The 23,936-nt window shown below is 70.6% G+C and carries 27 protein-coding genes; 13 read left to right on the top strand and 14 right to left on the bottom strand.

The features are described from left to right. Positions 1–462: 462 nt before the first annotated feature. Positions 463–783 carry a metalloregulator ArsR/SmtB family transcription factor gene (locus AB0O15_RS41125; protein WP_364331165.1) on the top strand — a complete coding sequence of 107 codons (321 nt, stop codon included), beginning with the start codon at positions 463–465 and terminating at the stop codon, positions 781–783. After that, on the top strand, positions 780–1,292 hold the full coding sequence (locus AB0O15_RS41120; protein WP_364331162.1) for an SRPBCC domain-containing protein: 513 nt from the start codon (positions 780–782) through the stop codon (positions 1,290–1,292). The genes AB0O15_RS41125 and AB0O15_RS41120 overlap by 4 nt, the downstream gene beginning before the upstream one ends. A 75-nt stretch (positions 1,293–1,367) precedes the next feature. Here the strand turns inward: AB0O15_RS41120 and AB0O15_RS41115 are convergent, their stop codons facing one another. Continuing rightward, entirely contained in the window at positions 1,368–1,937 is a 570-nt protein-coding gene (locus AB0O15_RS41115; protein ID WP_364331159.1) for a DNA-directed RNA polymerase II, read from the bottom strand. Between the two features lie 172 nt (positions 1,938–2,109). On the opposite strand from AB0O15_RS41115, the gene AB0O15_RS41110 reads away from it, so the two are divergent. Both AB0O15_RS41110 and AB0O15_RS41105 read left to right on the top strand, forming a co-directional pair. Continuing rightward, on the top strand, positions 2,110–3,327 hold the full coding sequence (locus AB0O15_RS41110; protein WP_364331156.1) for a GNAT family N-acetyltransferase: 1,218 nt from the start codon (positions 2,110–2,112) through the stop codon (positions 3,325–3,327). Between the two features lie 29 nt (positions 3,328–3,356). Next, complete coding sequence (locus AB0O15_RS41105; RefSeq protein ID WP_364331153.1) at positions 3,357–3,680, top strand: hypothetical protein; 324 nt, start codon at positions 3,357–3,359, stop codon at positions 3,678–3,680. On the opposite strand, the gene AB0O15_RS41100 is transcribed toward AB0O15_RS41105, so the two are convergent. The 4 genes from AB0O15_RS41100 to AB0O15_RS41085 form a co-directional block, all read right to left on the bottom strand. Next, positions 3,677–4,150 (bottom strand): ribose-5-phosphate isomerase, encoded by a 474-nt coding sequence (locus tag AB0O15_RS41100; protein WP_364331150.1) that lies wholly within the window; start codon positions 4,148–4,150, stop codon positions 3,677–3,679. The genes AB0O15_RS41105 and AB0O15_RS41100 overlap by 4 nt on opposite strands. A gap of 13 nt (positions 4,151–4,163) precedes the next feature. Continuing rightward, positions 4,164–5,081, bottom strand: a complete 918-nt coding sequence (locus AB0O15_RS41095) for an alpha/beta hydrolase (RefSeq protein ID WP_364331147.1) — start codon at positions 5,079–5,081, stop codon at positions 4,164–4,166. After that, complete coding sequence (locus AB0O15_RS41090) at positions 5,081–6,277, bottom strand: DUF1015 family protein (protein ID WP_364331145.1); 1,197 nt, start codon at positions 6,275–6,277, stop codon at positions 5,081–5,083. Before AB0O15_RS41090 ends, AB0O15_RS41095 begins: the two co-directional genes overlap by 1 nt. Before the next feature lie 283 nt (positions 6,278–6,560). Continuing rightward, entirely contained in the window at positions 6,561–7,184 is a 624-nt protein-coding gene (locus AB0O15_RS41085; protein ID WP_364331142.1) for a disulfide bond formation protein DsbA, read from the bottom strand. Positions 7,185–7,310: 126 nt separating this feature from the next. Here AB0O15_RS41085 and pepN point away from each other — a divergent pair, with 126 nt between their 5' ends. Both pepN and AB0O15_RS41075 read left to right on the top strand, forming a co-directional pair. Then, on the top strand, positions 7,311–9,869 hold the full coding sequence (gene pepN, locus AB0O15_RS41080) for an aminopeptidase N (RefSeq protein ID WP_364331139.1): 2,559 nt from the start codon (positions 7,311–7,313) through the stop codon (positions 9,867–9,869). A gap of 40 nt (positions 9,870–9,909) precedes the next feature. After that, positions 9,910–10,464, top strand: coding sequence for a Uma2 family endonuclease (locus AB0O15_RS41075; RefSeq protein ID WP_364331136.1), 555 nt, complete (start codon positions 9,910–9,912; stop codon positions 10,462–10,464). On the opposite strand, the gene AB0O15_RS41070 is transcribed toward AB0O15_RS41075, so the two are convergent. Together AB0O15_RS41070 and AB0O15_RS41065 are read right to left on the bottom strand one after the other, a co-directional pair. Then, the gene (locus tag AB0O15_RS41070) at positions 10,461–10,868 is read right to left on the bottom strand and encodes a DUF5130 family protein (protein WP_364331211.1); all 408 of its coding nucleotides are present in this window, start codon (positions 10,866–10,868) and stop codon (positions 10,461–10,463) included. The two genes, AB0O15_RS41075 and AB0O15_RS41070, sit on opposite strands and share 4 nt — an antisense overlap. A 106-nt stretch (positions 10,869–10,974) precedes the next feature. After that, positions 10,975–11,253, bottom strand: a complete 279-nt coding sequence (locus AB0O15_RS41065; protein WP_364331133.1) for a hypothetical protein — start codon at positions 11,251–11,253, stop codon at positions 10,975–10,977. A gap of 149 nt (positions 11,254–11,402) precedes the next feature. On the opposite strand from AB0O15_RS41065, the gene AB0O15_RS41060 reads away from it, so the two are divergent. Both AB0O15_RS41060 and AB0O15_RS41055 read left to right on the top strand, forming a co-directional pair. Next, positions 11,403–11,885, top strand: a complete 483-nt coding sequence (locus AB0O15_RS41060; RefSeq protein ID WP_364331130.1) for a hypothetical protein — start codon at positions 11,403–11,405, stop codon at positions 11,883–11,885. After that, the gene (locus AB0O15_RS41055) at positions 11,882–12,643 is read left to right on the top strand and encodes a class F sortase (RefSeq protein ID WP_364331127.1); all 762 of its coding nucleotides are present in this window, start codon (positions 11,882–11,884) and stop codon (positions 12,641–12,643) included. Before AB0O15_RS41060 ends, AB0O15_RS41055 begins: the two co-directional genes overlap by 4 nt. 68 nt (positions 12,644–12,711) lie before the next feature. Here AB0O15_RS41055 and AB0O15_RS41050 read toward each other — a convergent pair whose 3' ends face one another. Further along, complete coding sequence (locus AB0O15_RS41050; protein ID WP_364331124.1) at positions 12,712–13,254, bottom strand: HNH endonuclease; 543 nt, start codon at positions 13,252–13,254, stop codon at positions 12,712–12,714. 310 nt (positions 13,255–13,564) lie between these two features. On the opposite strand from AB0O15_RS41050, the gene AB0O15_RS41045 reads away from it, so the two are divergent. The 4 genes from AB0O15_RS41045 (at position 13,565) to AB0O15_RS41030 (ending at position 17,948) form a co-directional block, all read left to right on the top strand. Then, positions 13,565–14,527 (top strand): mechanosensitive ion channel family protein, encoded by a 963-nt coding sequence (locus AB0O15_RS41045; protein ID WP_364331208.1) that lies wholly within the window; start codon positions 13,565–13,567, stop codon positions 14,525–14,527. 204 nt (positions 14,528–14,731) lie between these two features. Beyond that, positions 14,732–16,027 (top strand): MFS transporter, encoded by a 1,296-nt coding sequence (locus tag AB0O15_RS41040; RefSeq protein WP_364331121.1) that lies wholly within the window; start codon positions 14,732–14,734, stop codon positions 16,025–16,027. A 14-nt stretch (positions 16,028–16,041) separates the two neighbouring features. Continuing rightward, on the top strand, positions 16,042–16,452 hold the full coding sequence (locus AB0O15_RS41035) for a globin (RefSeq protein ID WP_364331207.1): 411 nt from the start codon (positions 16,042–16,044) through the stop codon (positions 16,450–16,452). Positions 16,453–16,682: 230 nt separating this feature from the next. After that, positions 16,683–17,948 (top strand): PKD domain containing protein, encoded by a 1,266-nt coding sequence (locus AB0O15_RS41030; RefSeq protein WP_364331119.1) that lies wholly within the window; start codon positions 16,683–16,685, stop codon positions 17,946–17,948. Between the two features lie 15 nt (positions 17,949–17,963). Here the strand turns inward: AB0O15_RS41030 and AB0O15_RS41025 are convergent, their stop codons facing one another. The 5 genes from AB0O15_RS41025 to AB0O15_RS41005 all read right to left on the bottom strand — a co-directional run bounded on the left by AB0O15_RS41025 (position 17,964) and on the right by AB0O15_RS41005 (position 22,046). Continuing rightward, complete coding sequence (locus tag AB0O15_RS41025; protein ID WP_364331116.1) at positions 17,964–18,545, bottom strand: YbjN domain-containing protein; 582 nt, start codon at positions 18,543–18,545, stop codon at positions 17,964–17,966. Positions 18,546–18,676: 131 nt separating this feature from the next. Continuing rightward, positions 18,677–19,324 carry a hypothetical protein gene (locus tag AB0O15_RS41020; protein ID WP_364331113.1) on the bottom strand — a complete coding sequence of 216 codons (648 nt, stop codon included), beginning with the start codon at positions 19,322–19,324 and terminating at the stop codon, positions 18,677–18,679. Then, positions 19,321–19,704, bottom strand: coding sequence for a thioesterase family protein (locus AB0O15_RS41015; protein WP_364331110.1), 384 nt, complete (start codon positions 19,702–19,704; stop codon positions 19,321–19,323). Before AB0O15_RS41015 ends, AB0O15_RS41020 begins: the two co-directional genes overlap by 4 nt. Before the next feature lie 13 nt (positions 19,705–19,717). After that, entirely contained in the window at positions 19,718–21,394 is a 1,677-nt protein-coding gene (gene ettA, locus AB0O15_RS41010) for an energy-dependent translational throttle protein EttA (protein ID WP_364331205.1), read from the bottom strand. A gap of 97 nt (positions 21,395–21,491) precedes the next feature. Further along, the gene (locus AB0O15_RS41005) at positions 21,492–22,046 is read right to left on the bottom strand and encodes a hypothetical protein (protein ID WP_364331107.1); all 555 of its coding nucleotides are present in this window, start codon (positions 22,044–22,046) and stop codon (positions 21,492–21,494) included. A gap of 103 nt (positions 22,047–22,149) precedes the next feature. Between AB0O15_RS41005 and AB0O15_RS41000 the strand changes: the two genes are divergently transcribed. Next, complete coding sequence (locus AB0O15_RS41000; protein WP_364331104.1) at positions 22,150–23,562, top strand: trehalose-6-phosphate synthase; 1,413 nt, start codon at positions 22,150–22,152, stop codon at positions 23,560–23,562. Here AB0O15_RS41000 and AB0O15_RS40995 read toward each other — a convergent pair. Next, a complete protein-coding gene (locus AB0O15_RS40995) occupies positions 23,559–23,915 on the bottom strand; it encodes a VOC family protein (RefSeq protein WP_364331101.1) in 357 nt (118 codons plus the stop codon). The two genes, AB0O15_RS41000 and AB0O15_RS40995, sit on opposite strands and share 4 nt — an antisense overlap. Positions 23,916–23,936 lie beyond the last annotated feature (21 nt).

Raw genomic sequence — 23,936 nt, 5'->3', positions numbered from 1 at the left:
CGCATGCCAACCTGGGGGCCGAGCCCCCAGACCCCACGACGGACCGGGGCCCCGTGTCTGCGGAAAACGCAGACCGGGGCCCTTCGCATGCCAACCTGGGGGCCGAGCCCCCAGACCCCGCGATTCAGGTCACGCCTCGCTCGGCCGCACCGGAAGCGGGGGCGGGGGCCGGGTGGCGACGGCGCGGGCTGCGGCCAGGGCCGCCAGGGCTGGGGAACGGTAGACGTTCACTACGCGAGGGCTCATGGGTTGAGGTTGCACGCGCCGGGTTGCTTCGGCGGGTGCCGGACGGTTGCGTCATTCACGGTGACAAATCAACTACGGAGAGTACGAGCACAGCAGGCTCACGCCATCTCGGCGACCTGACGAGATGGTCCAGGCCGTTGCGCCGGCGTCCGGCCGTGGAGATTGGCACCAGCCTCGGCGTTGACATGTGACCTTCTGGTCACATAACTTTGCGTCATGACGGATGACGACCGGGTGTTCAAGGCGCTCGCGGATCCGAGCCGTCGGTTTCTGCTTGATCTGCTCTTCCAGCGTGACGGCCGCACGCTGACCGAGCTCGAGTCCGAGCTGGCCATGACGCGCTTCGGCGTGGCGAAACACCTGCGGGTCCTCGAGGACGCGGGTCTCGTCGTGGCGCGCCGGTCCGGGCGGGAGAAGTTGCACTTCCTCAACACCGTGCCGATCCGCCTGATCCATGACCGGTGGATCGACAAGTACACGGAACGCCAGGTCACCGCACTGGTCGATCTCAAGAACGCCCTGGAGGACGAGGAATGACCACCACCACGACGACGCGGGTGCACCGCATCTGGATCAAGGCGACGCCGGACCGGATCTGGGCGGCGATCACCGACCCGGAATGGAACGGGCGGTACGGGTACGCCGCCGTCGCTCACTATGAGTTGCGAGCGGGCGGCACGTTCCGTCAGTTCGCCAACGACGGGATGAAGGCGTTCGCCCAGCAGCACGGCTTCGAGATGCCCGAGGTGATCGCCGATGGTGAGGTCGTCGAGGCCGACCCGCCCTGGCGGCTCAAGCAGACCTGGAAGCTGCTGATGGACCCGGCCACGGCGGCCGAGGCGTACTCGACGCTGACCTTCGAGATCTCCGAGTCGAAGAGCCAGCCGGGCACCTGCAAGCTGACCGTGATCCACGAGCTGCCCGAGTCGCCGGCGGCGTTCGCGATGGTCGCGGGCACCGACGAGGAGGGCGCCGGCGGGGGCTGGGCCTGGCTGCTCAGCGACCTCAAGTCGCTCGTCGAGACGGGCAAGGCGTTCAACGAGTGAACGATGGCGGGCCTCCCGGAGGAGGTCCGCCACCCGTTCCGCAAAGGACTCAAGGCAGAGCTACTGGAGGCAGAGCTAGAACAACCCCACGACCCAGTTGTAGGCGTCGACCACCCAGCCGGTCTGGCGCAGGTGGGCGACACCCACGCCGATCAGGAAGATCGCCGTGACCACGTGTGAGCCGCGAGCGCCCTGGCGGACCCGGCCGAACTGCTTCTCGAGCACCTGGCGCCCGATCAGCCGGCACAGCGCGAAGAGGCCGCCGGCGACCAGCAGGCTGCAGACGAACACGATCACCGCGGTGGTCAGGTCGCCGTCGGTCGAGATGGCCCAGATGCCCCAGCAGACGAAGGCGAACAGCAGGCCCGCGGTGGTCCACTCGCCGCCCCGGCGCAGCTCACGCCAGGAGAACTCGCGCGGTTGCGGTGGCGCCCCGGCGCCCGGCCAGCCGACCCCGGTCGGCTCGTGCTCGGCGGTGAACCGCGCCGTCTTGGGGGTTACCGACGCCCGGCCGCGCGAGAACGGGCTCGGGTCGGGCGGAACGGGCGGGCCGTCCGGCACGGACTGCGCGGTGGGCGGCTCGGCCCACGGGTCCTGCGGCGGCATGTCGAGCGTCCGCTCCGACCACTGCGGTTGCTCCGGCATTGGGATCCTCCCGGACGAATTCAGGCGCGGCGCACCGGGCGCCGTGCGACTTCGAGAGTAACGACGCGGCAATACCTGTCTCAAATTCTCTTGCGGGGCGCCTCTACCGGGATTGAATTTGAGACAGGTATTTCGTTAGCCCGGACGTGCCCGGTCCGTTACACAGAACGGCATGACCACCGGAGAAGACCTCACCTTCCGGGCCGCCACCGCGGACGACTGGGATGCGATCCACAGGCTGCTCAGCCTCCTCTTCCACGACGCCGACTCGGACGAATTGCGGCAGGTCGAAAGCTCGGTGTACGAGCCGGAGCGCGGCCTGGTCGCCACCGACGACGAGGCCGTGGTCGGGCACGCGGCCGCGTACACCAGAGAATTGACCGTGCCCGGCGCGATCCTCCCGGCCGCGCATGTCACCCTCGTGGGTGTCGCCCCGACACACCGGCGGCGCGGCGTCCTGAGCCGGATGATCCGGCGCCAGCTGGCCGAGGTCGCGGCGGCGGGGCGCGAGCCGATCGCGGTGCTGTGGGCCAGCGAGGGCCGGATCTACCCCCGGTACGGGTACGGCCTGGCCGCCCAGCGCCTGTCGCTGCGCGTGAACACCCGCGAGATGACCCTGCCCGGCGAGCCGGCCGGCAAGCTCCGGCTGGTCGACCCGGTGGCCACGATCGGCGACTTCGCCAAGGTGTACGAGCAGTTGCGGGCCGAACGGGTCGGCTGGTCCTCCCGTGACGACCGCTGGTGGCGCTTCGTGCTCGCCGACATCCCCGCGATGCGGGAGGGGGCGACCGAGCGGCACGGGGTGGTGCACGAGGGTCCGCACGGCCTGACCGGCTATGCGACCTGGCGCACCAAGGGCGGCTGGGACAGCAACGGGCCGACCGCGGAGGTCCAGGTCGGCGAGGTGGTGGCGGCCGATCCGGAGACGTACGCCACGCTCTGGCGCTTCCTCCTCGGCATCGATCTGGCGCGTAGCCTGCACGCCACGTACCTGCCGGTGGACGACCCGCTGGTGCACCTGGTGAACGAGCCGCGGCAGCTCGGCGTACGGCTGCAGGACGGTCTGTGGATCCGGATCGTCGACGTGCCCGGCGCGCTGGCCGCCCGGCGCTACGCCACCGACGTCGACGTGGTGCTGGACGTGACCGACCCGCTGATCCCGGCCAACACCGGTCGCTGGCGGCTGACCAACGGCGCCTGCGAGCCGACCACCGGCCCGGCCGACCTGGCCTGCACGGTGACCGAGCTGGGGGCGGCCTACCTGGGCGGGACGTCGCTCACGTCGCTGGCGGGGGCGGGCCGGGTGCGCGAGCTGACGCCGGGGGCGCTCATCCGGGCGTCGCAGGCCTTCGGCTGGCACCGGATGCCCTCGCCGCTGCAGATCTTCTAGAGCCGCCGCAGATCTTCTAGAGTCGCAGGATGGCTGAGCCCGAACGCAGGCGCCGGCGGGTGCGCTCGTCGCCCCCGCCGGAAGCAACGCCGCCCCCGCCAGAAGCAACGGAGCCGCGGCCGGAAGCAACGGAGCCGCCGCCGGTCGAGAAGGCCCGGCGGCCGACCGGCGGCGAAGACTCCGAGCGTGGGCTCCGAGGCCTCGTCGGCTCGGGATCGTCGCAGGTCAGCGTGGGCGCGGCGCTTCGGGCGCGAGACGCCGCGAGACCGACCGACGAGCATCTCGCCGAGGCGGAGAAGCTGCCCATCGTGCGCCGGAACTGGACCCCGCGCGAGGAGCTGCCCCGCCGTTAACCGGCCGGCAGCGGCGGCAGCGTCCGGGTGCGCTCGTACTCGGTGAGCTGGTCGATGCGGCGCTGGTGTCGAACGTTCCCGGAGAACGGCGTGGCCAGGAACGCGTCGACGAACGCGGCCGCCTCTTCCGGGGTGTGCTGCCGGGCGCCGATCGCGCACACGTTCGCGTCGTTGTGCTGGCGGCCCAGCTCGGCGATCTCGGTCTTCCAGACCAGCGCGGAGCGTACCCCCGCGATCTTGTTGGCCGCGATCTGCTCGCCGTTGCCCGACCCGCCGATGACGACACCCAGGCTGCCCGGGTCGGCGACCGTGCGGGAGGCGGTGTGGAAGCAGAAGGCCGGGTAGTCGTCCTCGGGGTCGTACACGTGCGGTCCCACGTCGACCACGTCGTGACCCTGTTTGTTCAGGTGTTCGACCAGGGAGTTCTTGAGCTCGTAGCCGGCGTGGTCAGAGCCGATGTAGACACGCATGGGCACGATCCTCTCAGAAGGTCAGGGCGCTGCGCAGGACCGCCGCGATCTGGTCGGCGGCCGCGCGGGCGGCGTCGATGACGGCCAGCTTGCGGGCGAAACCGTGGTTCATCTGGGCGTAGCGGGTGTGCACCACCGGGACACCCGCGGCGGCCAGCGCGTCGGCGTAGTCGGCGCCCTCGTCGCGCAGGACGTCGAACTCGGCCGTGATGATCAGCGTCGGTGGCATCCCGGCCAGGTCGGGCGTGGCCAGGATGGCCACGTCGGGCGTGAAGCGCAGCGCCTGGTCCTGGACGTAGGCGGACCAGGCCAGCTGCATCGACGCCCGGTCCAATCCGTAAGAACCCAGCTCGGCGTACGACTCGGAGGCGCACAGCGGGTCGAGGGCCGGGTAGATGAGCACCTGGTGATCCAGCGGCATGGCGGCGTCCCGCAGGCGCCGCGCGACGACCGTGGCGATCTGGCCACCCGCGCTGTCACCGGCAATGGCCAGCCGGGTGGGGTCCAGGCCGAGGCCCTCACCTTCCTTGCGCAGGTACGCGAGGACGGCCTCGACGTCGTCCAGCGCGGCCGGGAACGGATGTTCCGGGGCCAGGCGGTAGCCCACCGACACCACGGCGCACCCGGACCGCTGCGCGATGCGGCGGCACAGCCGGTCGAAGGTCTCGATGCTGCCGTACGTCCAGCCGCCCCCGTGCACGTAGACCACGACCGGCAGGCCGAAGCCGGTCGCGTAGAGCCGGCAGGGCACGTCACCGGCCTCGAAGTCGGCGACCACCGGCAGCGGGAACGCCGGCCCGGTCTCGGCCTCGTTGGCCGCTTCCATGGCCTCCCGGACGAACTGGAGCTGGCTCAGCGGGTCGGCCGCCAGCACCTCGGCCGGCGGCCGCCGCCGGAGCGAAGCGGCCGCCGTGACCTGCGGGTGCAGCATCAGCTCAGCTGCGACAACACGAGCCCGCCCCGCGCCTTGGGCGTGAACCAGGTGCTCTTGCGGGGCAGCTTCTGGCGCTGGAGGTTGACCGTGACGAAGTCGTCGACGGTCACCGGGGCGATCAGCACGGCCAGCTCGGAGCGCGCCTCGTCGACCTCGGAGCGCAGCCAGTCGGCCGAGTAGTCGCCGCCCACGTAGCTGACCCGCTTGTCGCCCGGGTCGAGGCCGAGCACCTGCCCGAGCAGCACGCGCTCGACGCGGGCGTGGTCGAGGTTCTCGACGTCGGGCACGTTCGGGTCGGCCGGGAGCTGAACGGCGTAGGTGTGGCCGTCGACGTACAGCTCGATCGTGCCCTTGGCCGGGATCCGCGGGGGCCGCGGCAGGTCGGTGACCGTCGCGCCGGCCGCGGTCAGCCGCTCGACCAGCTCGCCCGGCGGCGCCGGCAGCTCGCTGATCAGCCGGTTGTAGGGCTGGATGGCGATCGACGCGGGCGTGGTGACCACGGCCAGGAAGCGGCTCAGGCCCCCGCTCTGTGCGGCCAGGCTGCGGTGGTTGCCGTCGGCGACGACCAGTTCGCCCCCGCCGGCCAGGGCCAGCAGCTCGTCCTGCTGCTTACCGGCGGGCAGGACCCAAACGTGATGGGTACGCCCGGACTGGTCGGAATCGGTGGCGTCCGGCTCACCGGCCGCCTCGGTGGCGGCCAGCAGCGTCTCGTGCAGCTCGTCGCCGCGCCCGGTCTGCAGCAGCAGCACCGGGGACAGCAGCGTGTTGACCGTCCCGGCCAGCGCGACCCGCTCGCGCACCTTGGCCAGGAACACGTCCTCGTTGCGGATGACCAGGCCGGGCTCGTCGGCGCTGGTGGAGATCTGGTCGGTGTCGACCATCGTCCAGAGGCCGACCGCGGGCTGCTCCCCCGGCGCGGTGATCCGGTAGAGGACGGCGACCTGTTCGGCCGACGTGTAGTCGCCGCGCTCCTGCTGCGCGGCGAGCCGGGCCGCCGCGTCGGGCAGCGCCTCGGTGAAGGTCTGGCCGAGCGAACCGGGCGCGAGATGTGGCATCTCGATGGCCAGGCTGCTCGCCGGGTTCGCCGCGATGATCGCGGTGATCTCGGCGTCGTCGGCGAATTCGTCGTAGTTCTGCGCGCCGGTGTTCGCGGCGGAGATCCAGGCCCGGGGGATCGGGTGGGCGACCGTCATGCGCGCAGGCTACCGGGCGGGCCGACGGTGCCGTGCCACCGGCATGTTCCCTCGTGACCGTTGCAACTGCGCTCGACGCCGGTCGTCCATCTTCCGCTCCACCGGCATCGAGACCACCGTCACCGGCGGCGCCACCATCGCCGCCAGATCGGGATCGGTCCACGTACCCGGATGAACGGCGATCGTCGAGGTGGCGACGCTGTCACTCGCACTCACAGGGTCCCTCCCGGGTCGCGCTGGGATGTTCACCCCATCCAACGACCCTCGGGGGCCCCGGGTGCTCTCATTCGAAAATCGGTCCGAGGTCGCGGGTGCGCTTGAGCTCGAAGAACCCGGGCGTGCTCATGCACAGCCGGACGCCGTCCCACAGTTTGCCCGCCGCTTCGCCCTTGGGCGCCGGGGTGACCACCGGGCCGAAGATCGCCACCGGCTCGCCGGCCGGGCCGGGCGCGTGGATCACCGGGGTGCCGACATCCATGCCGACCGGCTTCATGCCGGCGTCGTGGCTCGCGCGTAGCTTCTCGTCCCACTTGTCACTGTCCGCCTCGGCGGCGAGTCCCGGGTCGACGCCGGCGTCGGACAGCGCCTCGGCGTACAGCTTCTCGTTCCGGTCGTATTTTTGCAGGTGGATGCGGGTGCCGAGCGCGGTGTAGAGGTCGCGCAACACCTCGGGGCCGGCCGTCTCGGCCGCGGCGATGCAGACCCGCACCGGCCCCCACGCCGTGTCCAGCAGCTGACGGTAGTCGGCCGGCAGCTCACGCCCCTCGTTGAGCACCGAGAGGCTCATCACGTGGAAGCGGATGTCCAGCGGACGCACCTTCTCCACCTCGAGCAGCCAGCGCGACGTCATCCAGGCCCAGGGGCACACCGGGTCGCACCACATGTCGACCGTCTCACGTTCCGTCATGCTGTGATCCTCTCTCTGTAAGCTGACTCGTTCCGGGTGACGTGCGACACCCCGGTAACGCATAGGGTGACGTGGAAAACTCTCGACGGGGGCCGGTCGGTCCTGAACGACGCGAATGGAGTGATCGTGGCCGGAGTTCGTAACCTGACCCAGGTCGAGGCGGCCGAGCGGGCGCGCCTGCTCACGGTGGACGGGTACGAGATCACCCTCGACCTGACCGACGGCTCCGGCAACCCTGGCGAGGGCACCTTCCGCTCCACCACCGAGGTCACGTTCACCTGCGGCGAGCCCGGCGCCGAGACCTTCATCGAGGTCGCCGCGACCAGCCTGCGGTCGGTCACGCTGAACGGCGCGCCGGTGGACACGGCCGGCTGGTCGGCCGAGGCCGGCCTGACGCTGACCGGGCTGGCCGCGAGCAACACGCTGGTGGTCGACGCCGACTTCGCGTACTCCGCGAGCGGTCAGGGCCTCCAGCGCAGCATGGACCCGGTCGACAAGGAGATCTACCTCTACAGCCAGTTCGAGACGGCCGACGCCCAGCGCGTCTTCGCCTGCTTCGACCAGCCCGACCTGAAGAGCGTCTTCACCTGGCACGCGACCGTGCCGGCGCACTGGCGGGTGATCTCCAACATGCCGGTCGACTCCGAGGCCAAGGCCGAGTTCGGGGCCAAGACCGTGCACTTCCCGCCGTCGGCGAAGATGAGCTCGTACATCACGGCGCTCTGCGCGGGCCCCTACCACGAGGTGCGCGACGAGCACGACGGCATCTCGCTGGGCGCCTTCGTCCGGGCCTCGATGGCGCAGTACCTCGACGCGGACGACATCTTCGAGGTGACGAAGCAGGGCTTCGACTTCTTCCACGAGCAGTTCGGCGTGCGCTACCCGCTGCCCAAGTACGACCAGCTGTGGGTGCCCGACTTCAACGCCGGCGCGATGGAGAACTTCGGCTGCGTCGTGCACGCCGAGGCCCACTACATCTTCCGGTCCCAGGTCACCGACTTCGAGTACGAGCAGCGCGCCAACACGATCCTGCACGAGCTGGCGCACATGTGGTTCGGCGACCTGGTCACCATGCGCTGGTGGAACGACCTGTGGCTGAACGAGTCGTTCGCCGAGTGGGCCAGCCACTGGTGCAACACCAGCGCCACCCGGTTCACCGACGCCTGGACGACGTTCCTGTCCATCCGGAAGAACTGGGGCTACCGCCAGGACCAGCTCTCGTCCACCCACCCGGTGTACTGCGAGATGCCCGACCTGGAAGCGGTCGAGGTCAACTTCGACGGGATCACGTACGCCAAGGGCGCCAGCGTGATCAAGCAGCTGGTCGCGTACGTGGGGCTGGACGCCTTCCGGGCCGGCCTGCGCGCGTACTTCGGCAAGCACATGTGGTCCAACGCCACCTTCGACGACCTGCTCACCGAGCTCGAGACGGCGTCCGGCCGGGAACTGCGCAAGTTCGCCGCCCAGTGGCTGGAGACGGCCCAGGTCAACACGCTGCGGCCGGTGATCGAGGTGGGCGCCGACGGCACGTACACCAGCGTGGTCGTGCAACAGGAAGCGCCGGCCGCGTACCCGACCATGCGTACCCACCGGATCGGGGTCGGCCTCTACGACCTGCGCGGCGACCAGCTGGTGCGGCGTGAGCTGCTGGAGCTGGACGTGACCGGCGAGCGCTCCGAGATCACCCAGCTGAACGGGCAGCCGGCGGCCGACGTGCTGCTGCTCAACGACGACGACCTCACGTACGCCAAGCTGCGCCTGGACGAGCGCTCGATGGCCACCGTGGTCGACCACATCGCCGGCTTCGACTCGTCGCTGGCCCGGGCGCTGTGCTGGGCCGCCGCCTGGGACATGGTGCGCGACGCCGAGCTGGCCACCCGCGACTACGTGGCGCTGGTGTGCAGCGGCCTGCCCGCCGAGAAGGACATCAACCTGACCACGGCGACCCTGCGTCAGGCCCAGACCGCGCTGGTCATGTACGCCGACCCGGAGTGGGCGCCGACCGGCTGGGCCCGGCTGGCCGAGACCGCTCGCACGGCGCTGGCCGCGGCCACCCCGGGCAGCGGCTTCCAACTGGCCTGGGCGCGGGCGTACCTCGCGTCCGGCCGGGGCGCCGACGATCTGGCCACGCTGAGCGGCTGGCTGACCGGCGAGGGCGTGCCCGAGGGCCTGACCATCGACACCGAGCTGCGCTGGTCGCTACTCCAGGCGCTGGCGGCCAAGGGCCGGGCCACCGACGAGCAGATCGGGGCCGAGCTCGACCGCGACCGCACGGCCAGCGGCGAGCGCGAGGCCGCGTACGCCCGGGCGCTGCTGCCCACGGCCGAGAACAAGGCGTCGGTGTGGGCCCGGCTGACCAGCGACGAGGAGCTGCCGAACTGGCTGCACCGCTCGCTGCTCCAGGGCTTCCAGCACGCCACCCAGGTGGAGCTGACCAAGCAGTACGCCCCACTGTTCTTCGAGGTCGTCGACAACGTCTGGAAGCGCTCGGACAGCGAGCCGGCCCAGGAGTTCGTGATGATGGCCTACCCGGCCTACCAGGTGAGCGAGGAGACGGTGGCGCTGACCGACGCCTGGCTGGCCGCCGACGGTCACAACCCGTCGCTGCGCCGGCTGGTCGCCGAGGGCCGCGACGGCGTGGTCCGCGCCATCAAGGCTCGTTCCAGGGATATCGCGGAGCGCTAAGTGTCACATCGTCACCACCCAGCGTGAGTACGCTGGGTGGGTGACGACCGGCCCCGGTTCCCTGGTCCGCTGGACCGCGCCCGACGGCCCGTGGACGGAGCCCGACCTGCACCTGTTCCCGCAGGACGGGCACCGCTACGAGATCGTGGACGGCAGCCTGCACGTGACGCCGCCGCTCGACGAACCACACGAGGCCGTCGTGCGCGCCCTGGTGACGACGCTGCGTGGCGCGGCACCGGAAGGCTGGTGGGTGTGCGCCCGGCTGGGTGTCGCGGCCGGGCCGAGCCATCTGATCCCCGACGTGACCGTGCTGCGTCCGGAGTCGTCCGGGGCGGTCTGGGCCGACCCGTCCGACGTGGCCCTGGTGGTCGAGGTCGAGGGCCCGTCCAGCCGCCGCTACGACCGTCTGCTCAAGCCGTCCCTCTACGCCGAGGCCGGCATCCCGCATTTCTGGCGGGTCTCCGACGGCCCGGTCCTGCACGCACACACGCTGACGAACGCCGGCTACGAGTGCGAGCGGACGATCGCCCCGCTGGAGCTGGTGCGTCTCAGCGCGCCGTTCCCGGTCGGGGTCGCTCCGTCGAGCTGGATCTAATGCTTGCCGGCGTGGGTGGCCAGCTGGTCGAGGCCGGCGAGCACGCCACCGGCCAGGTCGCCGCCCGCGAAGGACGCGGCCATCGACAGCGCGGCCAGCTTGGCGTCACGGTCGGAGATGCGCTTGCGCGCCTCGCTGCCGGTGACGATCTCGAGCACCCGCTGGTTGGGTGAGACCGCCACGAGCACGGCGCGCGGGGCGCCCTCGATCTGGCGGTGCAGCCCCTGGGCGGCCTCGCGGACCGGCTCGGTGAGGTCGCCGACGTACACGCTGAAGATCAGCCCGGTCTGCTGGTCGGCCACCCGCAGGGCCTCGTCGAGGCGCAGCAGCTGGCGGGTGGTGAACGGACCCTCCAGCGCGGCCACCGTGGGCTCGGACTTGTGGGGGTCTTCGGTCAGGGTCAGCCCGCCGGGCGCTTCCACCGAACTGGACGGGTGTGGCCCGCGCGACTGGCCCTCGGGACCGTCGACGCCCGTGGTCGAGCGCTCGACCGTGGTCGACGAGTGTTGGTCACCAGCGGTCACTTGCGCCTCCAACCGGGCCGGGGCGGACAGGCTGACCGGACGAGTCCTCGATGACGCCGGCCTCGATCGCGGGCGCCGACGACGCCGGGCCGGTGCGCTCGGGGGCGGACAGGAACCAGGTCGGCGCGAAGTCGTACGGCCGGCCGGGGCGGTAGCGGCGCGAGGGCCGGCCCTTGCCGCTCCCGGAGAGCGCCAGGGTCGCCACGACCGCGATGACCGCGAACGGGATCAGCGCGTAGACCAGCACGGTGTTCAACACGGACACACCTTCACGGTAGCGGAGAGCGGGTTCTCCCAAGGCGTCGGGTGTCTTCCCGCTATCTCATGCCGTCGGGATCTACGCGGAACACGCCTCGAGGTGCGAAAATCACCCTCACGCGCCATCTTGAACCGATCGTGTCGGAGGGGGAGCCCATGCGCAGATCCGTCCTGGCCGCGCTCGCGGCAGCCGGTTTCTTGATCCTGGCCACACCCTCGCCGGCCGGCGCGGCGGCCGCCGTCTTCGTCGAGACCAACCCGAGCACCGTCCGCGCGGGCGACGAGGTGGGCCTCCGCGCCAGTTGCACCGACAACCTGACCGCCGCCGTGGTGGCCGCCGAGCCCTGGGGATCGATCGAGGTCAAGCCGAGCTTCGGGTTCCTGACCGCGACCACCCGCATCGGCCGCACCATCCAGCCCGGCGACTACCGGGTGACCCTGCGCTGCCCCGACAAGTTGTCCGCCACCGCCGTCCTGCACGTGGTGGCCCGGGTCGAGCCGAGGCAGGGCCCGGCGACCGGCGGGGGCGGCACCGCGCCGGGGCGGCAGGCGCCGCTGATGATCGGTGGCGGAGCCGGCGCGATCGCCGCCGGTATCGCGCTGGCCGTGTTCGCCGCGCGCCGCCGGCGGCTGGGTTGAGTCCGGCCCGGCTGCCCGACTCGGTACGCCGCAAGCGCCCGGCCGAGGTCGTCGTCCCGCGGCCGCGGCTCCCGGTGGCCGCTCCGCCGCCGATCGAGCCGGTGCGGTTCCAGCCGCCCGCGGCCCGCACGGCCGTACGCCGAAGGCGCCTGCCGATCGGCTGGATCGCGGGCGGACTGGTCTTCATCGGGCTGTTCTGCGTCGGCATGGGCCTGGGCAACGCCACCGGCCTGAACATCGGCGGCTGGTTCCGCGGCCCGGACAAGCCGCCGCCGCGCGCCTTCCCGGTGCTGGAGCCGAGCCGCCCGCTGCGGGTGACGATCCCGGCGATCAAGGTCGAGGCGCCGCTCCTCGAGGTCGGGCTGGCCAAGGACGGGTCGGTCGACGTGCCGCCGGTGCAACGCCACAACGAGGCGGGCTGGTTCCGGGAGGGACCCACCCCGGGCCAGTTCGGCCCGGCGATGATCGTCGGCCATGCCGACACCCGCACCGGCCCGTCGGTCTTCCATGACCTGGCCAAGCTGAAGCCCGGCCAGGTCATCGAGGTTCTCCGGGACGATCGGGAGGTGGCGCTGTTCACGATCAACTCGGTGGAGAACTACGGCAAGGCGAAACTGCCGGTCGAGAAGGTCTACGGCGACTACAGCCGGCCGTCGCTGCGCCTGGTCACCTGCGGCGGCACCTGGCTGGGCGGCAAGCGCGGGTACAGCGACAACATCGTGGTGTTCGCCAGCCTGACCGGCACCAAGGGCCGGTGAGCCAGGGCGCCCAGGTCGCGTCTCGTGGGTCGGCCAAGTGCAGCCCTGGTTGATCCACGAGACACGGCCTAAGCCGCCTCGGCCTCGGGGACGCTCGGGAGGTCGAGCCAGTCGGCCCAGCGCGGGTCGGGCGTGCGGTGGCCGAGCACCCGCCAGGCCACCCCCCGGGGGGCGGCCGGCGCGTGGTGGAGCCGCCAGCCCAGCTCGGCCGGCGTCTTGTCGCCCTTGCTGTGGTTGCACTTGGCGCACGCGGCGACCACGTTCTCCCAGGCGTGCAGGCCACCACGGCTGCGCGGGAAGACGTGGTCGATGGTCTCGGCCGAACCGCGGCAGTAGGCGCAGCGGCCGCCGTCACGGGCGAAGATCGCGCGGCGGGAGAGGCCGATGTGGGTGCGGTACGGAACCTTCACGTAGCGCGTCAGCCGGACCACCGACGGGACGGGAAGCGTGTGACGGGCGCTGTGGAGCAAGCCATCGCCGTCGGAGACACACTCGGCCTTCAGGGTCAGCACGAGAATGGTCGCTCGACGCACCGATACGACGCACAAGGGCTCGTAGGTAGCGTTCAACACCAACGCGGAGGAGCCCACTGTGGGTCGTATGTCAGGCATCGTTAGCACCTTTCAGGTGTGTTGCTGCTCACCGCTCCCGACCTAGACGTGTGCTGGAAGTAACGCCAGGGAACCCGGCGATCTCCGGTACCCGTGCGCCCAATAGTCCCTGATGAATGACGGAATTGCGAGCACAATCTGTGGCCGGGCGGTAAACGTCTGAGGTCCCCTGGTCGGGGGACGGGTTCAACCACGGTCGTTAAGGTGGTCTCCCGTGCTGCCCTTAGCCCCTTCTCCCGGTCCGTCCACCCCCGGCGTCGACTTCTCGCCCAGCATCAAGGACATCACCGACGGCTGTAACGCCGACGCCCTGTGCCGCCAGGTCTACGAGTTCACCGGCAACCAGTGGCTGGCCAACAGCAGCTTCCTGATCATCCTGAAGCCGCTGCGGATCATCGGCATCGTCCTGATCGCGATGCTGGTCCGCTGGCTCATCCACCGGGCCATCCGCCGGCTGACCACCAGCACCTCACGCGCCTCGATGCCGGCCCTGCTCAAGCCGCTGAAGGAACGCACCACGCCGGCGGCGGAAGAGGGCACGTTCATCCCGGAACGCCGGCGGCAGCGCGCCGAGGCGATCGGGTCGGTGCTGCGCAGCTTCGTGACCGCGATCGTGTTCACCATCGCCGCCCTGCTGGTGATGGGTGAGTTCGGGTTCAACCTGGCGCCGCTGCTGGCCAGCGCCGGCATCGTCGGCGTGGCCCTCGGCTTCGGCGCCCAGAGCCTGGTCAAGGACCTGATAGCGGGCCTGTTCATGCTGCTCGAGGACCAGTACGGCGTGGGTGACTCGGTCGACCTGGGCGACGCCAGCGGGGTGGTGGAGTCGGTCGGGCTCCGGATCACCACGGTGCGGGACGCGCGGGGCGTGCTCTGGTACGTACGCAACGGTGAAATTCTCCGGGTGGGCAACAAGAGCCAGGGCTGGGCGATGGTGGTGATCGACATCCCGATCGGGTTCGTCAACTCGGAGGAGGCGATCTCGGTCATGCGTACGGCCGCGGTGCGGGTCGCCGAGGACCCCGACCACGCCACCGAGTTCCTCGAGCCACCGGACGTGGTCGGCGTGGAGACGATCACGGTGGACGGCGCCACCATCCGGACCATCGCCAAGACGACCGCGGACGGGCAGATCGCGGTTCAGCGCGAGTTGCGCCGGGCGCTGAGCGAGGCGCTGGAGAACTCCGGCATCTCGGGGCGGATCGCCGCCTCGCGACTGCTCCCCCGGCCCGCCGCGCCCTACAACTCGGCGAGCGAGACCGGCGGCCCCAACTAACCAGGCCGTGGCCTGAGCCGTCACTGGCAGATGTTCTTACCACCACGTACGGCGAACGGGTGATGTCCGATCTCGCCCGTTCGTGGCGTGTTACCGCCGTACGCCCTAGCCACCGGTCGGCCGATCGGGCAGAATCCCGCACAGAGCATCTGCACGTGCAGCGTCATGTACGCGCGGACTACTTCTCGACAGAGCGGGGGCCGGGTGTCCGTCGACCGACCGGTGACCTTCCGGGACGTCTTCGCCGTGTCCGAGTACCGCGCCGTCTACCTGGCGCTGATCGCCTCCTGGATCGGCGACTACCTGGCCCGGGCCGCCGTGACCGTGCTGGTCTTCCAGCGCACCGACTCGGTCCTGCTGTCCGCGGCCGCCTTCGCCACCAGCTATCTGCCGTGGCTGCTGTTCGGGCCGCTGCTGGCCGCGCTGGCCGAACGGCACTCGTACCGATCGGCCATGGTTCTCGGCGACCTCGCGCGTACCGCTCTGATCCTGATCCTGGTCATCCCCGGCGTGCCGTGGCCGGCCATCCTGGCCGTGCTCTTCGCCGTGACCCTGGCCGGCGTGCCGATCCAGGCCGCCCGCTCGGCCCTGATGCCGCTGATGCTGGGCCGGTCACGGATGGCCGTGGCGATGGCCGCGAACGCCACCACCATCCAGGCCGCGCAGGTCGCCGGCTACCTGGTCGGCGCGACCGTGGCCGCGGCGGCCAACCCGCGGCTGGCCATGGGCATCGTCGCCCTGCTGTTCGTCACCTCCGCGCTGCTGGTCGCCGGCGGCGTACGGCATCGGCCGCCGGCCGTGCCCGAAGGACAGCGCACCCACCTGGTGAAGGAGTCCGCGGAAGGGTTCCGCCTGGTCTTCGGCAGCCGGATGCTGCGGTCGATCGCGCTGCTCGCGTTCTCCATCTCGGCGTTCTCGATCGTGCCCGAGGGCCTGGCCGCGGCCTGGGCCGCGCAGAGTGACCCGGGTTCGGTGAGCCGCGGCCTGGGCCAGGGCATGATCATGGCGGCCGGCCCGGTCGGCTTCGTGATCGGCGGCCTGATCACCGGCCGGCTGATCACCCAGGCCACCCGGCACCGGCTGATCCGGCCGCTGGCCGTGCTCGCGCCGCTGATGCTGATCCCGGCGGTCACCTCCCCGCCGGTCCCGATCGTGGTGGTGCTCACACTTCTCTCCGGCGCCGCGATGGGCGGGCTGATCCCGACCCTGAACACCCAGTTCGTGCTCTGCCTGCCACACGGCTACCGGGCCCGCGCGTTCGGCGTGATGCAGCAGGGCCTGCAGGTGGCGCAGGGCGGCGCGGTGCTGCTCACCGGCGTTCTGGCCGATCACGCGCCGGTGCCGGTGGTGGTCGGCCTGTGGAGCGTGGCCGGCGCCGGGCTGATGCTGGCACAGGCGTACCGCTGGCCGGGCGCCGGCAGCCAGGTGGAGACGGCGGCCGAGCCACCGGCTCCGGCCCGTCCGCGGTTGCGCGAGGCGGCTGGCACCATAGACGGGTGACCGCGCCCCGAGAGTTGCCACTCACCCCAGCGTCCAAGGAACCACCCGTCGAAGAGGCCAGCTTCTTCGTCGCGGTCGGCGGTGAGCCCACGTTCCGGCGCCTGGTCGACAAGTTCTACGAGGGCGTGGCGACCGATCCGCTGCTCCGGCCGATGTACCCGGAGGAAGACCTGGGCCCGGCCGCCGACCGGCTGACGCTGTTCCTGATGCAGTACTGGGGCGGCCCGAACACCTACTCGGCGTCCCGGGGGCACCCGCGGCTGCGGATGCGGCACGCGCCGTTCCAGGTGACGCCGGCCGCCCGGGACGCCTGGATCACCCACATGCGCGACGCGGTCGACTCGCTCGGGCTGCCCGAGCCCCACCATTCGGCCCTCTGGGACTACCTGGAGCGGGCCGCGCAATTCATGGTCAACGCCGAGTAGGGCGTGTCTCGCGGGTCAGCCAAGTGCGAGGCGCGGTCCAGAGTGTGGCTGGCGTCGCGCACGGCGCGCCCTCATCCTGGTGTCGGATGTGGGTGTGTCGTGGGTGCCGTCAGGCGCGCTCTGGGCCACGTCGCAGCCCTGGCTGATCCACGAGACACGCCCTGAGAGCATCCCGGGCGGCGGGTCGGTCGTTGATCGAATGATCACTACCCGACCCTGGAGCCGCTCAGATGCGCCGACGCCTGTCCGCCGCCGCCACCGCCCTGCTGGCCGTCACCGGTCTGGCCGCCACCGCGGCACCGGCCGCCGCCGACCTGGCCCAACCGAAGGTCGTCTCGGTCAATCCGGTCGACTACACCCCGCATGTGCAGGACGGCACGGTGTGGGCCATCACCGTGGTGGGTGACACGGTCGTGGTGGGCGGCAGCTTCACGCAGGTCACCAACAGCGCCAAGACGCAGACGTACGCGCGGCGCAACGTGTTCGCGTACGGCCTGAACGACGGCGCGGTCCGCCCGTTCGCGCCGGCCGTCGACGGTGCGGTGTACGCCCTGGCGCCCGGCGCCGGTAACACGGTCTACCTCGGCGGCGCGTTCAAGACGGTCAGCGGCGCCGCCCAGCGTGGCCTGGCCCGCGTCTCGCTCGCCTCGGGCCAGCGGCTCAGCAGCTTCACCGCGAAGCAGAACTGGGGCGACGCCCGGGCGCTGGCCGTCCGGGGCAAGTGGCTGTACGCCGGCGGCACGTTCTCGGCCATCAACGGCACCCCGCGGGCCGGCCTGGCCCGGATGAACGCCCTCACCGGCGCGGTCGACGCCGGCTTCGACGCCAAGCTCTCCGCCCCCGGCCTGGACCGCACCCGGGTCGAGCACTTCGACGTGACCGCCGACGGCAGCAAGCTGATCGCGGTCGGCGCCCTGCTCAAGTCCGGCACCGCCGACCGCACCCAGATCGCCCTGTTCGACGTGGCCGGCGCCACCGCTTCCCTCTCCAGCTGGTACACCGACGCCTACAAGCCGGAGTGCATGAAGGGTTTCGACACCTACCTCCGCCAGGTCAAGTTCTCCCCCGACGGCAAATACTTCGTGGTCGCGGCCACCGGCCGGGCCTCGTCCGCGGTCAAGCTCTGCGACTCGGCCGCCCGCTTCGAGGTGGCGCCCGGCAAGCAGAACCCGACCTGGGTCCAGCGCACCGGCGGCGACTCCCTCTACGCCGTGGCGGTGACCGGCGCCGCCGTCTACCTGGGCGGCCACCAGCGCTACCTGGACAACCCGTACGGCAGCGACGCCAAGGGTCCCGGCCCCGGCGCGGTCAAGCGCGAAGGCATCGGCGCGGTCAGCCCCACCACCGGCAAGGCCCTCCCCTGGGACCCCACCCGCTCCCGCGGCGTAGGCGTCCGCGCCCTGATCCCCACCAGCAACGGCCTCCTGGTCGGAAGCGACACCGACAAGCTGGGCAAGGAGTACCACGGCCGAGTGGGCATGTTCCCGCTGAACTAGGGCGGCCGGACAGCCCTACAGCAGGGCGCCCTCGTCGTGCAGCCAGTCCACGAAGGACGTGGCGACGGCGGCGCCGCAGTCGAGCATCTCGACGAGCAGGGCGTCGTGGGCGCCCGAGTTGAGCGGAACCTGCAGCTCCGCGTAGATCGGCAGCTGCCCCCGCTCGGTCGGGTCGCCCACATACGCCTTGCAGAACCGGCGGGTGTGGTTCCACTCGTTGACCACGCGGTAGGCCCGGTCGGCCCAGTCGGGCGGGACGGTGGAGTGGGGCCGGGCGCGCATCACGAGGATCTCGTCATCGGGCCCTTCGAGGGTGAACAGCACCGCGTGCCGTTCCCACATGGCCAGCAGCGACCCGCCGCCGTCGGCGAGGAACCGGATGTCGAGCAGGTCGAGGGCCTTGCCGATGCGGGTCAGCGTTACCGGCTGAACCTGGTCACCCTCGTCGATCGTGGACAATTCGGCCGGTGGAGCCGAATGCCCGGGATCACGCTGGGCGGGTACTCCGACGCGGACGCTGCTCTGCAACGCGACCTCGCCACCGGCCTCGGGCCGGTCACCCCCGGACGAGCCGGGACGCCATGACCACCACGGCATCGTTGTTGCACCTCGCTCCCCAGCAGGTCGGCCGCCGGACGTAGCGGGGACCCCGGGCAGCGACGCTACCCGTACAGATCTCGGAGGTCATCCCCCCAACCGGAGGGCGCGACCGGTTGACCGATACGCCATCACCCTTTCGGGTGAGTCGAGATAGGCATAACGGTCAGTTTCTTGACCCGCTGTAGCCATGCAACTCCATATGGTGCGGAAACTCCCACCCAGCGTCCCGACACCAGCACTCTCGCATCAGGACCCTCCACATCGGCCGGTCCGAGAAATCCCATCCGCGAAGTCGCCTGGACGAGTCGTTGCGGAATCTCCACCGGAACGCCGTCGGCGGGCGTGACGACCAGTGCAACGTGGTCGAGCAGAGCGTCACGAACCATGCGCGATCCGACGGCGCGACCCAGGCCACCCCCGGTGACCTCGCGCAACGTCCCGGCCGCGGCGATGGCGAGCCGGCTCAGCTCGGCCACGGCGACGTGTTCGACCACGCTGCCACCGGCCGACGGGACGGGCCAGCGCCAGTCGGCGTCCCGGCGCGCCGGGAGCGAATCGTCCGACCGCGACAAACGGGACAGCAACTCAGCCGCCGACACCGTGATGTCGTCCTCGACCGTGCCGTCGACCTCGCGGGTGACCAGCACGTCCCACGGCAGCCGGGCCCACATCGCGACCCGGGGACCGGCCGGCCGCAGGCGCACCGGGGCGGCCTTGTCCAGCCGGACCAGCCGGGCCAGGAAGGCGCCGGCGTCAGCGATGCCCGACAGCGTCATAGCTCGGCGTACGGCTTGAGGAAGTCGCGCTCCGCCTCGCTCAGCCGGCGCGGGAAGCCTTCGGCCAGGTTGTACGGCACGCACCAGGACTTCGCCCGGCCGGCCAGCACGCCCTCGTCGAACAGCTCGTACGACACCACGAAGCTGGCCGCGCGCAACTGCGAGATCCACATCTCGATGCGGACCGCCTGACCGAAGTCGACCGGCCGCACGTAGTCGACCTCGTGGCGAGAGATGACGATGCCCTCCTCGAACGAGGTCAGGCCGCTCTCGCGGGCGCCGAGGAAGAACATGGCAACGCGCGCCTCCTCGTACAGCGTGAGGAAGCGCGCGTTGTTGACGTGGCCGTACACGTCCATGTCGGACCAGCGAACGGCCACGTCATGAACGAACCTAGTCACGGGTGAGCTTGCGGTAGGTGACCCGATGCGGGCGGGCCGCGTCAGCACCGAGGCGGTCGATCTTGTTCTTCTCGTACGCCTCGTAGTTGCCCTCGAACCAGAACCACTTGTCGGGCTCCTCGTCGGTGCCCTCCCAGGCCAGCATGTGGGTGGCGACGCGGTCCAGGAACATCCGGTCGTGGGAGATGACCACCGCGCAGCCCGGGAAGTCGAGCAGCGCGTTCTCGAGGCTGGAGAGCGTCTCGACGTCGAGGTCGTTGGTCGGCTCGTCGAGCAGGACCACGTTGCCGCCGATCTTCAGCGTCATCGCGAGGTTGAGCCGGTTGCGCTCGCCGCCGGACAGCACCTTGACCGGCTTCTGCTGGTCGGGGCCCTTGAAGCCGAAGGCGGCCACGTAGGCCCGGGACGGCATCTCGACCTTGCCGACCATCAGGTGGTCGAGGCCGTCCGAGACGACCTCCCACACGGTCTTGCTGCCGTCGAGGCCGGAGCGGTTCTGGTCGACGTACGACAGGGACACGGTCTCACCGACCCGGACCTCGCCCGAGTCGGGCTTCTCGAACCCGACGATGGTCTTGAACAGCGTGGTCTTGCCGACGCCGTTCGGGCCGATGATGCCGACGATGCCGTTGCGCGGCAGCGAGAACGACAGGTGGCCGATCAGGATCCGCCCGTCGAAGCCCTTGACCAGGTCGTTGGACTCGATGACGGTGTTGCCCAGGCGCGGGCCCGGCGGGATCTGGATCTCCTCGAAGTCCAGCTTCCGGGTCTTCTCGGCCTCGGTGGCCATCTCCTCGTACCGCTCCAGCCGGGCCTTGCTCTTGGTCTGCCGGGCCTTGGCGTTGGAGCGGACCCACTCGAGCTCCTCGGACAGCCGCCGCTTCATCTTGGCGTCCTTGCGGCCCTCGACCGAGAGACGCTGCTGCTTCTTCTCGAGGTACGTCGAGTAGTTGCCCTCGTAGCCGATGGCCCGGCCACGGTCGAGCTCGAGGATCCAGCCGGCCACGTTGTCCAGGAAGTACCGGTCGTGGGTGATGGCGATGACCGTGCCGGCGTACTTGGCCAGGTGTTGCTCCAGCCACTGCACGCTCTCGGCGTCGAGGTGGTTGGTGGGCTCGTCGAGCAGCAGCAGGTCGGGCGCCTCGAGCAGCAGCTTGCACAGCGCGACCCGGCGGCGCTCACCGCCGGAGAGCTGGGTGACGTCGGCGTCCGGCGGCGGGCAGCGCAACGCGTCCATGGCCAGCTCGAGCTGGGAGTCGAGGTCCCAGGCGTTGACGTTGTCGAGCTGTTCCTGGAGCTTGCCCATCTCCTCCATCAGCTCGTCGGTGTAGTCGGTGGCCATCTCTTCGGCGATCTTGTTGAACCGGTCGAGCTTGGCCTTGGTCTCGGTGACGGCTTCCTCGATGTTGCCGAGGACGGTCTTCTCCTCGTTGAGCGGCGGTTCCTGGGCGAGCATGCCGACGGTGTAGCCGGGCATCAGCCGGGCCTCGCCGTTGCTCAGCGTCTCGAGCCCGGCCATGACCTTGAGCAGCGTGGACTTGCCGGCGCCGTTCGGGCCGACCACGCCGATCTTGGCGCCGGGCAGGAAGCTCAGCGTGACGTTGTCGAGAACGACCTTGTCGCCGTGCGCCTTGCGCGCCTTCTCCAGCGTGTAGATGTACTGGGCCACGGTGCGGCCTACCTCCGTGTCGACGACATTGTGAGCAGTGGGCACCCATCCTCCCAGGGCACCGGTTGTACAACCCCGCCGACCCTCCCCGGAATTCCTAGGACACCGCCTTCTGTGTCTCCTTGCGGCCGTCGGTGAACGTGATCAGGAGCCGCTTCTTGGTGACCGACAGGGTGGTGCCGTTGTTGGCGACGGCCAGGAAGTCGTCCGGCCGGCGCTCGACCCTGCTCACGAAGAGCGCGGTCTCCCCCTCGATCCACTCGTCGTTGCCGCCGTTGTTGGCGTGGTAGAAGTACCGGTCCGAGGCGTCCCGGCAGATGTAGACGTCGGAAGTTCTGGTCCGCAGGTGCAGGACTATCGCCAGCGGTCCGGGGTATCCAGCCTTCGCGGCCGCGGCGAGCGTCTCCTCGCGGCAGGGCTCACCGTCGAGGGACGGCGCTGGGCTCGGCTCCTCGGGCGGCGCTTCGGTCGGTGGGGAGCCGACGACGCTCGGGGTGTTGTTGTTCACCTGATTCAACGCCTCGCGGCGGTCGCGCTCGTTGGCGAGGAGAATGCCGACCGAGATGCCGATGATGCAGAGAAACGTCGTGGCAATGACCACAGGGAAGAACAGTGGCCGCCGCGGCGGGGGAAGATCATCGGACGAGCTCACCGGAACAGAATGCCACCCGGACGCCACAAGCGGGGACTCCGCATTCAGCTACGCACAGTAGGCTCTCCGGTGGGAACTAGCTACGACCCGGAGGTGCACCAGCGTGGCCGAACGAAGTTCCTTCGTCGTTGTCGCCAACCGCCTGCCCGTCGACGAGGTGATCACCGATGACGGCGAGCGGCAGTGGCGGCCCAGTCCCGGTGGTCTGGTCACCGCGCTGCACCCCGTCCTCACCGAACACCGCGGCACCTGGATCGGCTGGGCCGGCGGCGACGGTGACGCGCCCGAGCCGTTCGAGCTCGAGGGCATCCGGATCCACCCGGTGCCGCTGAGCAACGCGGAACTGGAGCGCTACTACGAGGGCCAGTCCAACGCCACCATCTGGCCGCTCTACCACGACGCCGTCGAGACGCCGGTCTACAAGCGCCGGTGGCGCGAGACCTACCGCGTGGTCAACCAGCGGTTCGCCGAGGCCGCGGCCGAGGTGGCGGCCGAGGGCGCCACCGTCTGGGTGCAGGACTACCAGCTCCAGCTGGTGCCGGCCATGCTCCGCGAGCTGCGGCCCGACCTCCGGATCGGCTTCTTCCTGCACATCCCGTTCCCGCCGATCGAGCTGTTCATGCAGATGCCGTTCCGCGCCGAGGTGCTGCGCGGCCTGCTCGGCGCCGACCTGGTCGGCTTCCAGCAGCGGCTGGCCGCGCAGAACTTCGTGCGGCTGGCCCGGCACCTGCTCGGCCTGCGCTACGAGGGCCAGTCGATCCAGGTCGACGGACGCAAGGTGAAGGCCGGCGCCTTCCCGATCAGCATCGACACCCAGGACATGGAACGGCTCGCCGCCGACCCCAAGGTGCAGGCCCGGGCCAAGGAGATCCGGGCCGAGCTGGGCGACCCCGAGACGATCATCCTGGGGGTCGACCGGCTCGACTACACCAAGGGCATCGAGCTGCGCCTCAAGGCGTTCCGGGAACTGCTCGCGGACGGCAAGCTCAAGGTCGGCGATGCGGTGATGGTGCAGGTGGCCACGCCCAGCCGCGAGCGGGTCGAGCATTACCAGACCCTTCGAGTACGGGTGGAGCGCGAGGTCGGCCGGATCAACGGCGAGTTCGGCCGGGTCGGCGTGCCCGCGGTGCACTACCTGCACCAGTCGATGCCCAAGGCCGAGCTGGCGGCGCTCTACGCGGCCGCCGACATCATGATGGTCACGCCGCTGCGAGACGGCATGAACCTGGTGGCCAAGGAATACGTCGCCTCCCGGGCCGACCGCGGTGGCGCGCTGGTGCTCAGCGAGTTCGCCGGGGCCGCGACCGAGATGCGGCAGGCCTTCCTGTGCAACCCGCACGACCCGGACGGCGTGAAGGACGCGCTGCTGCGCGCGGTGGCCGCCGAGCCGACCGAGCAGAAGCGCCGGATGCGGACCATGCAGCGCCACCTACGCACTCACGATGTGGCCGCGTGGGCCAAGAACTTCCTGGAAGAGCTGGACATCGCGGCCGACCTGTCCCGGGGGAACAGCTAGAGATACAGGCAGAAGGGATGGCCGTCCGGGTCGAGGTAGACCCGGACGTCTTCCTGCGGCTGGAAGTCGGCCTTGGTCGCGCCCGCCTTCTCGGCGTGGGCCCCGGCCTCGTCCAGGTCGTCCACCTGGATGTCGAGGTGCACGCTCATCTGGGCGTCGTCGGCCTGGGCCGGCCAGACCGGGCGTACGTACCGGGTCTCGGTCTGGAACGAGAGGCCGGCGCCACCGGCCGGAGCGGCCAGCCGGACCCAGCCGGGATCCTCCTGGATCACCGACCAGCCCAGCAGGCGCTGGTAGAAGGCCGCTAACTCGTTGGCGTCCGGAGCGTCGAGGACAACGCCCGTCACCGTCATCTGTGGTCTGGGCTCCATTTC

This window comes from Actinoplanes sp. NPDC089786 (genome assembly GCF_040684855.1).
Classification (GTDB): domain Bacteria; phylum Actinomycetota; class Actinomycetes; order Mycobacteriales; family Micromonosporaceae; genus Actinoplanes.
The sequence above is the reverse complement of the archived record's forward strand: the minus strand, read 5'-3'. Positions and strand labels throughout refer to the sequence as shown.